This is a genomic window from Photorhabdus africana, assembly GCF_035181445.1.
GTDB lineage: Bacteria > Pseudomonadota > Gammaproteobacteria > Enterobacterales > Enterobacteriaceae > Photorhabdus > Photorhabdus laumondii.
Genome location: NZ_JAXBVE010000176.1, coordinates 1 through 492 on the forward strand (window position 1 = coordinate 1; position 492 = coordinate 492).

Annotated in this window: 1 protein-coding gene; it reads right to left on the reverse strand. The window is 64.0% G+C overall.

Features of this window, described 5'->3' with window-relative positions:
- The coding region (gene tssI, locus SLS51_RS23285) for a type VI secretion system tip protein TssI/VgrG (protein ID WP_323840848.1) at positions 1-492 on the reverse strand (492 nt) is incomplete at both ends.

Sequence of the window (492 nt, forward strand, 5' to 3'; positions counted from 1 at the left end):
TAGAGCTGGGTACCCTCGCCGGCGTTGCCCGCGGTGGCTTTGACCTGTATCTGGTTGGCTTCGGTGCTGCGCAGCCGGCAGACGGTTTCGGTGAGGCTGCCCTGCTCAATGCGGGTCTGTTCATCGCCGCTCTTCACCGCCACCTGGCGGTTGCCGGTTTCCACCACCAGGGTCTGGTCGTGTTTCACCACGGTGTGCATGTCCCGCTGGGCGTGTAAAGCCAGCGCTTCACTGCCTTTGGCATCCTCGAAGCGCAGTTCGTTGTAGCCGTCCCCTTTGTGGGTTTTGGAGCGGAAGGTCATCTGGGTTTTGCTGCCGGGCAGGTCCCCCGGCGGCAGATTGCTGGCATGGTAGGTGCGCCCGGTGACAATCGGCTGGTCCGGGTCGCCGTTAAGAAAGTCCACCACCACCTCCTGACCGATACGCGGTATCGCCAGCATGCCCCAGCCCTGACCGGCCCAGGGCTGGGTGACCCGTATCCAGCAGGAGCTG